Source organism: Paracoccus angustae (assembly GCF_042648745.1).
Lineage (GTDB): Bacteria > Pseudomonadota > Alphaproteobacteria > Rhodobacterales > Rhodobacteraceae > Paracoccus > Paracoccus angustae.
In genome coordinates this window covers 20321-28994 of sequence record NZ_JBHRXY010000035.1, presented here as the reverse complement: position 1 = coordinate 28994, position 8674 = coordinate 20321, and the positions used below count along the sequence as shown (strand labels likewise).

The window sequence follows — 8674 nt, the reverse complement described above, 5'->3', positions numbered from 1 at the left end:
ATGACCCAAAAACCATAATCAAAGGTGGGTCAGTTCTCGATGGAAAACCTGGGTCACTTCTGGGTGGAAATTAACAGCCAGGGCAGGTTGCGACATGATGCCGCCCTTGGAAGACGCTGACGGTAGAGGCTGCCTGCCTTTCGATCATCACAGCTTCACTCCCCGCAGCCGGGACGCATTCGCAATCACGCTGACCGACGACAGCGCCATGGCGGCTGCCGCGATGATCGGTGACAACAAGATGCCGAAAAACGGATACAGCACGCCGGCCGCAACGGGCACACCGAGCGCGTTGTAGATGAAAGCGAAGAACAGGTTCTGACGGATATTACGCATCACCGCCTGCGACAGCCGCCGCGCCCGCACGATGCCGATGAGATCGCCCTTGAGCAGCGTGACGCCCGCGCTCTCCATTGCCACGTCGGTGCCGGTGCCCATCGCAATGCCGACATCGGCCGCTGCGAGCGCGGGGGCATCGTTGACGCCGTCTCCCGCCATTGCCACGACTTCCCCTGCCGCCTTGTGCCGCTGCACGACCTCGCTTTTCTGATCCGGCAGGACCTCCGCCTCGACCTCGTCGATGCCGAGTTGGCGCGCGACGGCCTTGGCCGTTGTCCAGTTGTCGCCGGTGAGCATGACCACGCGGATGCCCTGCGCCTTCAGCGCTGCAAGCGCCTCCGGCGTCGATGCCTTGACGGGGTCCGCAATGGCAAAGATGGCGGCCACCTGCCCATCGACGCCCATGAAGATCGCCGTCGCTCCGTTCTCGCGCAGCCTGTCGGCCTGCTCTGCCAAGGGCGTGACATCGACCCCCTGTTCGGCCAGGAACTTCGCGTTGCCAAGCGCGATGCGGCGTCCTTCCACAGTGCCGAGCGCGCCTTTTCCAGTGGGGGAGTCGAAGTCCGCGACCGGCGCGAGCGCGATCTCTCGTTCCTCTGCGGCACGGACGATGGCGAGAGCCAGCGGATGCTCGCTCGCCCGCTCGACGCTCGCGGCAAGGCGCAGCACTTCGGCCTCGGTGTGACCAGTGGCCGGAACGATGGCGGTGACGGCGGGCCCGCCCTCGGTCAGCGTTCCTGTCTTGTCGACGATGATGGTGTTGATCCTTTCCATCTGTTCCAGCGCCTCCGCGTTTCGGATGAGGACGCCAGCCTGGGCGCCACGGCCGACGCCGACCATGATCGACATGGGCGTCGCGAGCCCGAGCGCACAGGGACAGGCGATGATCAGGACGGACACGGCGGCCACGAGACCGAAGGAGAACCGCGGCTCCGGGCCCCAGATCGACCAGGCGATGAAGGCGAGGAGGGCGACGACGATCACCGCCGGCACGAACCAGCCTGACACTTGGTCGGCAAGCCGCTGGATCGGGGCGCGCGAGCGCTGTGCTTCTGCGACAAGCTGGACGATCTGCGACAGCATGGTGTCGCGGCCGACCTTGCGTGCCTCGATCACCAAGGCGCCGGACTGGTTCATGGTCCCGCCGATTGCCTTGGAGCCGACCTCCTTCGTCACCGGCATGGACTCGCCCGTCACCATCGACTCATCGACTGCACTGCGGCCCTCGATCACTTCCCCATCGACCGGTACCTTCTCGCCGGGTCTGACCCGAAGGCGGTCGCCGACATGGACCGCATCGAGCTGGACCTCTTCCTCGGTCCCATCCTCGTGGATGCGCCGGGCGGTCTTTGGGGCCAAGTCGAGCAGCGCGCGGATGGCACCGCTGGTACTTTCTCGGGCACGCAGTTCCAGCACTTGCCCCAGCAGCACGAGCACTGTGATGACCGCCGCCGCCTCGAAATAGACCGCGACCGAGCCGTCATGCTGGCGGAAGGCATCAGGAAAGATGCCGGGCGCGAGTGTGGCAATGACGCTGTAGATCCACGCCGCACCCGTGCCCATGGCAATCAGGGTGAACATGTTCAGGTTTCGCGTGACAAGCGACTGCCAGCCTCGCTGGAAGAAAGGCCACCCGGCCCACAGGACGACCGGCGTGGCGAAGACCAGCTGGATCCAATTCGAGCTTCGCTGGCTGACGAGGTGGTCAAGCCCGAGGAAATGGCCGCCCATCTCCAGGATGAAGACAGGGATCGTCAGCACGAGCCCGATCCAGAAGCGACGGCGCATGTCGATCAGTTCGAGATTGGGCTCCGCCTCAAGGCTGACCAGCACAGGCTCCAGCGCCATGCCGCAGATCGGGCACGACCCCGGTCCGACCTGCCGGATCTCGGGATGCATGGGACAGGTGTAGATCGTCCCCTCGGGCACGGGCTCGGCCTTTGCCGCCGCAGCGGCCGGATCGAGATAACGGTCCGGCTCTGCCAGGAATTTCGCGCGGCATCCAGCCGAACAGAAGTAATACGGCCGGCCGGCGTGCTCCGCCTTGTGCTGCGTCGCATGGGGATCGACCATCATGCCGCAGACCGGATCCTTGACCCGATGCGCGCTGTCTGTCGGAGCCCCCGCCAAGGCGTGGGAAGGCCCCGACTCGTGATGGCCGGAGTGAACATCCCCGTGATGGTGATGCTGATGGTCGCCGCCGTGAGAGCTGCTCCCCGTGTGGAGGGAAGCTGGGTGTTGGTCTTTGCTCTTGCTGGCCATCATGTACCTCGTCTGGAAACTACCCGAGAATCGCCCGCGATCGTCCTGCACCTTCCTGTCGCTGGAAGGTCAAGGGGAAACTGTGAAGCCGAAGCCGTTGCATCAGTCGCCATGATGAACACTCCGCGTTTCCGGTCTTGCCGGACCGACTTGTCGGAGCCTGCATGGCATCCTTGCGGTCATTGAGGCCGCCGCAGCTTCAAGCCCCGGCGGCCGGGGTGCTTACTGCTGACCCGTGTTCTTCTCGACCCAGGCAGTCATTTCCTCGATTTCCGGCCCCTGGGCGTCGATGATCTTCTGAGCCATCGCTTTCGACTCCTCATCGTCGCCATACTTCAGCTCGACTTCGGCCATGGCGATGGCGCCAGCATGATGCGCGATCATGCCGCAGTGGAAGGCAAGGTCGGGGTCCTTGATGGTGTGGGTGGCCATCATCGGACCGTTCATCTCCATCATGGCCTGCATGGAGGCCTGCTGGGCCTCATCCATTCCTTCCATGCCGCCCATCATGCCGGACATGTCCATGCCCTGCATCATCCCCGGCATCCCGGACTGCTGGATCGCGTCCTGGCAGCCCTGCGGCAGGATCGAAAGGTCCGTCATGGAGGCTTTCTGTCCCGCCATGTGGCCCGCCTGCCCCTCGGTCCCGCTCTCCTGAGCGAGAGCCGCGGGCGCGGCGAGAAGGGCAGCGACGATGGCGGCTGACTTGAACTTACGCATAAGGGTTCTCCTTTGATGTAACTGGTGTCTGTAACGATCAGGCGGCCATGTTCCGGCAGCTTTCGGCACACCGGCGGCAGGCATCGACGCATTCCTGCATGTCGCCGACCTGCTCGCAGCTGCGGGCGCACTCCTCGCAGACTTCAGCGCAGACTGCGCAGGTACGCTTGTGAAGATCGCTGCCCATCAGCATGAAGTTTGCCGAGGTCTGGCAGATCTCGGCGCAGGCGATCATGAGCCGGAAATGTTTCGGCTCGACATGTTGGCCGCCTGCCTCAAGACAGTGGTTCATGGCCATGCTGAGGCAAACGCTATGGCAGCGCTGGCATTCGTCGATGCAGCTCTGCATTTCAGTGGACATCTGGTGCATGTGGCTTCTCCGTTGCGAAAGCGCCGGAAACAGGAAGCGGCGAGCGCGGCGCCAGTCTCACCGCCATCAAGGACGTAAGGTGAAAACCTCGCGTTCATGGCCGCAATCCGCCCGTCTGAGGCGTGAGAGTGGCGCCCACCTCTTCAATCAGGCTTGCGCTTCACTCCCGATGGAATGCGATCAGATCCGATGAGGGAGCCGTGGAGGACGACGCAGCCCTTCAGGGGCGTGCCCTGCCAATGAGGAGACAACCAACAGGGATTTCGACCGTACGCCCCAAGGCTCGTTCAGATGAGTATCCACGTTCGGCATCAGCGCCAGCAGACATGCCTCTCCACAGCAGGGAGCAGTTCCCTCCTTGGCAGTGCCATGCTTGTGGCCGACCGCCGGAGAATGCTCATGGTTCCCACCCGGCTCAGCAGCAGTATGACCTGTGACGAGTGATGTTTCGGCGTGAGCAACGGAATGATCGTAGGCGTGGAGAAGTGCGCCTTTGGCCGCTGCACCATGCGCCACGAACATCGCGACCGCCAGAGTTGCAATTACACTCGCAAGCTTCTGCCAGACCGACGCAACTCTCGTCCTGGTGTCGGGTCGTCCCATGGCACTGAAACGCAGATGGAGAGGAGTCGTTCCCGTTGGGTGTCATGAAGATTGGCCATGCGCGGGTTTCCACCATTGAGCAGAACCTGGCTTGGCATTTGCGATTAACTGCACAGGCCGACATTCAGCAAAGCCAAGAGATCGACGCGAAGAGCCCACAGCGGTCATTCAGACACAGTGCAGCGCAACAGAGATCTCGCAGAAGCAGCAAGATGCTCCGCTCAACGCTCAAAGATTGACGATCTATTTCGATTATTCTAGAATTATGGTTTAAGGAGTTGATCCATGGACATCGACCTTGCCGCCTCCCGCCTTGCCGCGCTTGGCAATCCCACGCGGCTGCGGCTTTATCGGCTGCTTGTCCGGGCAGGTGATCCGGGGCTGTCGGTGGGACAGATCCAGGAAAGGCTGGGTATCCCAGGCTCGACGCTGTCTCACCATTGCCGCGCATTGGTTCAGGTCGAACTGATCCAGCAGGAACGGGTTGGCACATCCTTGATCTGCCGGACGAACTATCCCGTCATGCGCGGGCTGATCGACGATCTGGCGGCGGAATGCTGCGCCGATGCCTGCGGCCCGAGGACCTGATCATGCCTTTTCCTGCGCCATATTTCGATATTTCTAGCAAAAAGGGAGATGAGTGATGACAAGGACGGTTGCCATTCTTGGGGCGGGTCCGGTCGGCTTGGCAGCGGCGGCGCATGTCTTGGAACGCGGCATGCAGCCGCTGATCCTGGACCAGGGTGACGCCGTAGGCCATTCCGTTCGGGCCTGGGGCCATGTGCCGATGTTCTCGAACTGGCGGTTCAACATCGACGCGGCGGCGGCACTGCGGCTGGAGCAGGCCGGCTGGCAGGCGCCCGACCCGGAGGCCTATCCCACGGGTTCGGATCTTGTAGACTGCTATCTTGAGCCGCTTGGCCGGACGCTCGCCCCCTGGCTGCGCCTGGATCGCCGTGTCGTGGCAGTGTCGCGGGAGGGGATCGACAAGGTCAAGGATGCGGGCCGCGCAACGGCGCCGTTCATGATCGAGACCGAAGGTGCCGCGGGCGAGGAGCGGCATCGTGCCGATGCCGTGATCGACGCAACCGGGACCTGGATCCAGCCGAACCCGGGCGGGGCGGGCCGCCCGGTGCCGGGCGAGGTGGGTCATTCCCGGATAAGCTACGGCATGCCTGATGTCAGCGGCCGGGAGCGGGAGCGCTATGCGGGCAAGCGGGTCGCGGTGTTGGGCGGCGGCCATTCCGCCATCGGGACGCTGATCGCGCTCTCGGGCCAGCCCGGCACCACGCCGCTCTGGCTTTGTCGGGCTTCCACAACTGCTCGGGCACTGGGAGGCGGCGCCGCGGATCAGCTCGTGGCGCGAGGGGCGCTTGGCACCGACATGGCGAGGCTGGTGGACAGCGGCAGCATTCGGCTTGAAAACGGGTTCCACCTCGCCGCCGTCGAAGGGTCCACGCCGCTGACGGCCGTGTCTGCCGATGGCAGGCGCATCAAGGTGGATGAGTTGGTCATTGCGACCGGCTTTCGGCCGGACCTGTCGTTCCTGCGCGAACTGCGGGTGGCGCTCGACCCGGCGTTGGAATGCCCGCCCGCCCTGGCCCCTCTGATCGACCCGAACCTCCACTCCTGCGGCACCGTCCGTCCGCACGGCGCGGCAGAGCTGGCCCATCCGGAGCCAGACTTCTACATTGCCGGCATGAAGTCCTATGGCCGGGCGCCGACCTTCCTTCTGGCCACAGGGCATGAGCAGGTCCGCTCGATCGTCGCTGCGATTGCAGGGGATCATGAGGCTGCGGCCCGGATGGAGCTTGTCTTGCCAGAGACCGGCGTCTGCAGCGGCCCCGGTCTACGGGCTGCAAAGGCAGTGACCCCCGCTTGCTGCGGCGGCCCTGCCCTGACGCGTGCCGATGCCTGCTGTGCTGCGGACGAAGTGGCCAAGGATAGCGGGGCGTCGGGCTGCGGCTGCGGCACCTCGGCCGAACCCGCGAAAGCCGCCGCATGCTGCTGAGATTGCCGCAGGCACGGCGGGGAGCGGTCGTGGCATGCCTCGGCACGGCGCAGACAGTTGGCTGGGCCGCAAGCTATTACATTCCTGCCGTTCTCGCGGCACCGATGGCGGCCAGTTTCGGGTTGTCGCCGGTCTGGGTCTTCGGGGCCTTCTCCATGGCGATGGTCGTCTCGGCCGTGATCGGTCCCTGGGCGGGCGCGCGGATCGACCAGATCGGCGGGCGGGGCGTGCTGATGCTGTCGAACCTCGTCTTCGCCTGCGGGCTGACACTGCTTGCCGTGGCGCCGTCGCCAGCGGTTCTGTTCCTGGGTTGGGCGGTGGTCGGGCTCGGGATGGGAATGGGGCTCTACGAAGCTGCCTTTGCCACACTCGCAGGCATCTATGGCCGCGCGGCGCGCGGCCCCATCACCGGCATCACCCTGATTGCCGGGTTTGCCAGCACCGTGGGCTGGCCCCTGTCGGGGCTGATGCTGGCCACCTGGGGCTGGCGCGAGGCCTGCCTCGGCTGGGCGCTGATCCACCTATGTCTCGCATTGCCGCTGAACGCCCTTTTGCCCAACGGGGTAGAACGGATCACTGCATCGGCGACGGCAGAACCCGACGGCCCGCCGCCGCCCCGCCTTGCGTTGTGGCTGCTGGCCTTTGTCTTTGCCGCCACGTGGTTCAACTCCACTGCCATGGCAGCCCATCTGCCGGGCCTGTTGCAGGCGGCCGGTGCCAGCACGGCCGTCGCAATTGCAGCGGGCGCCCTGATCGGCCCCGCGCAGGTCGCGGCGCGGGTTCTGGAATTCGGGCTTCTGCGGCGGCTCCATCCGCTGGCCTCAGCCCGGTTGGCAGCCTCGGCCCATCCGGTTGCCGCCGTCTGCCTGACGGCCTTTGGCGGACCTGCGGCCTATGCCTTTGCCGTTCTGCACGGGGCGGGCAATGGCATCCTGACCATTGCCAAGGGAACGCTTCCCCTGGCGCTGTTCGGGGCTGCGGGCTATGGCGCGCGCCTCGGCTGGCTGAACGCGCCCGCGCGCGTGCTGCAGGCGGCGGCCCCGCTGATCTTTGGCGCGGCACTGGCAAGTTGGGGCGCGTCCGCGATCTGGTTGACGGCGGGGGTCGGGCTTCTTGCGACGGGTGCGCTGTTCCTGCTCAGACAGAGCTGAGGCGCCGCGCGGCCAGCCAACTCGCCAGTGCCATGACGCCCGCAGTGGCAAGGCACAGCGGCAGGCCGCCGACCTGGTAGCTGAGTCCTGACAGCAGCGTGCCGATCAGCCGGCCCGCCGCGTTGGCCATGTAGTAAAAGCCCACGTCCCGCGTGATCCGTTCCGCGGCCCCGAAGGCGAGGATCAGGTAGGAATGGACCGAAGAGTTGATGGCAAAGACGAAGCCAAACACCAGAAGTCCGGTGACCAAGGTCGCGGTCAGCCAGCCTGACGGCCCGTCCGCGGCCCAGGCCGCCCCGGCCAGCAGGAAGGGGATCGGCACCAGCACGCCGGACCAGAAGATCGCCTTGCGGGTGGTCTCGGCCTCGGGCTGGCCCTTGCCGCCCAGAAGGCGGGGCGCAAAGGCCTGCACGGCGCCATAGGCGATGATCCAGAGTGCCAGGAAGCTGCCGATCAGGAAGAACGCCTCGCGACGCCCCTCGGCGGTGCCGTCCGACAGCACGGACTGGAAATAAACCGGCACGCCCACCACGAACCAGACATCGCGGGCGCCGAACAGGAACATGCGCGCCAGCGACAGGCGATTGACGCGGACATCCTTTGACCGCCAGCCGCTCCCTGCCTCATCGGACTTCATGCGGCCGGGAAGGCCTGCGGGCAGGAACAGCACGACCGCGATCAGGATCAGGGCCAGCACCCCGGCCATGCCCCAGACCGCCGCTTCGAACCCCGTCAGTGCCAGCAGCGCCGCGCCGAGAAAGAAGCCAAGGCCCTTCACCGCGTTCTTCGATCCGGTCAGCGCTGCCACCCAGCGGAACAGCCCGCCGTCCTCCTGTGGGGCCAGCAGCTTGACGGCTGACTTCGAGGACATCTTGGCCAGATCCTTGGCCACGCCCGACACACCCTGAACGGCCATCACAAAGGCAACTGATGCCGCGACACCCCACGACGGGTCAAGCTGCGCCAGAGCGATCAGGGCACCGATCTGCAGCGCCAATCCGCCATACAGGGTCGCTGCCAGCCCGAACCGCGCAGCAAGCCAGCCTGCAGCCAGGTTGGTGATTATGCCCGCGACCTCGTAGAGCAGAAACAGCCAGGCAAGCTGGACGGGCGTGAAGCCCAGCGTGTTGAAGTGCAACAGCACCAGCATCCGCAGCGCGCCGTCCGACAACATGAAGGCCCAATAGGCGGCCGTGACGGCAGCATAGGCGCGCAAGG

7 protein-coding genes are annotated in these 8674 nt (G+C 65.3%); 3 read left to right on the top strand and 4 right to left on the bottom strand.

Annotated elements, in window-relative coordinates; all coding sequences use genetic code 11:
- Positions 1-147: 147 nt before the first annotated feature.
- From ACFOM8_RS19595 to ACFOM8_RS19585, 3 genes are all read right to left on the bottom strand, one after another.
- A complete protein-coding gene (locus ACFOM8_RS19595) occupies positions 148-2601 on the bottom strand; it encodes a heavy metal translocating P-type ATPase (protein WP_449301506.1) in 2454 nt (817 codons plus the stop codon).
- A gap of 222 nt (positions 2602-2823) precedes the next feature.
- A complete protein-coding gene (copM, locus tag ACFOM8_RS19590) occupies positions 2824-3321 on the bottom strand; it encodes a CopM family metallochaperone (RefSeq protein WP_377763958.1) in 498 nt (165 codons plus the stop codon).
- A gap of 37 nt (positions 3322-3358) precedes the next feature.
- Complete coding sequence (locus ACFOM8_RS19585; RefSeq protein ID WP_377763957.1) at positions 3359-3691, bottom strand: four-helix bundle copper-binding protein; 333 nt, start codon at positions 3689-3691, stop codon at positions 3359-3361.
- A gap of 888 nt (positions 3692-4579) precedes the next feature.
- Here ACFOM8_RS19585 and ACFOM8_RS19580 point away from each other — a divergent pair.
- From ACFOM8_RS19580 to ACFOM8_RS19570, 3 genes are read left to right on the top strand one after another with little or no spacing between them, the layout of a single operon-like run.
- Positions 4580-4882: an ArsR/SmtB family transcription factor gene (locus tag ACFOM8_RS19580; RefSeq protein WP_377763955.1), complete on the top strand. Its 303-nt coding sequence runs from the start codon at positions 4580-4582 to the stop codon at positions 4880-4882.
- Positions 4883-4937: 55 nt separating this feature from the next.
- Complete coding sequence (locus tag ACFOM8_RS19575; protein WP_377763954.1) at positions 4938-6305, top strand: FAD-dependent oxidoreductase; 1368 nt, start codon at positions 4938-4940, stop codon at positions 6303-6305.
- Positions 6296-7456: an MFS transporter gene (locus tag ACFOM8_RS19570; protein WP_377763953.1), complete on the top strand. Its 1161-nt coding sequence runs from the start codon at positions 6296-6298 to the stop codon at positions 7454-7456. The genes ACFOM8_RS19575 and ACFOM8_RS19570 overlap by 10 nt, the downstream gene beginning before the upstream one ends.
- Here the strand turns inward: ACFOM8_RS19570 and arsJ are convergent.
- Entirely contained in the window at positions 7443-8630 is a 1188-nt protein-coding gene (gene arsJ / locus ACFOM8_RS19565; protein ID WP_377763960.1) for an organoarsenical effux MFS transporter ArsJ, read from the bottom strand. The two genes, ACFOM8_RS19570 and arsJ, sit on opposite strands and share 14 nt — an antisense overlap.
- Positions 8631-8674 lie beyond the last annotated feature (44 nt).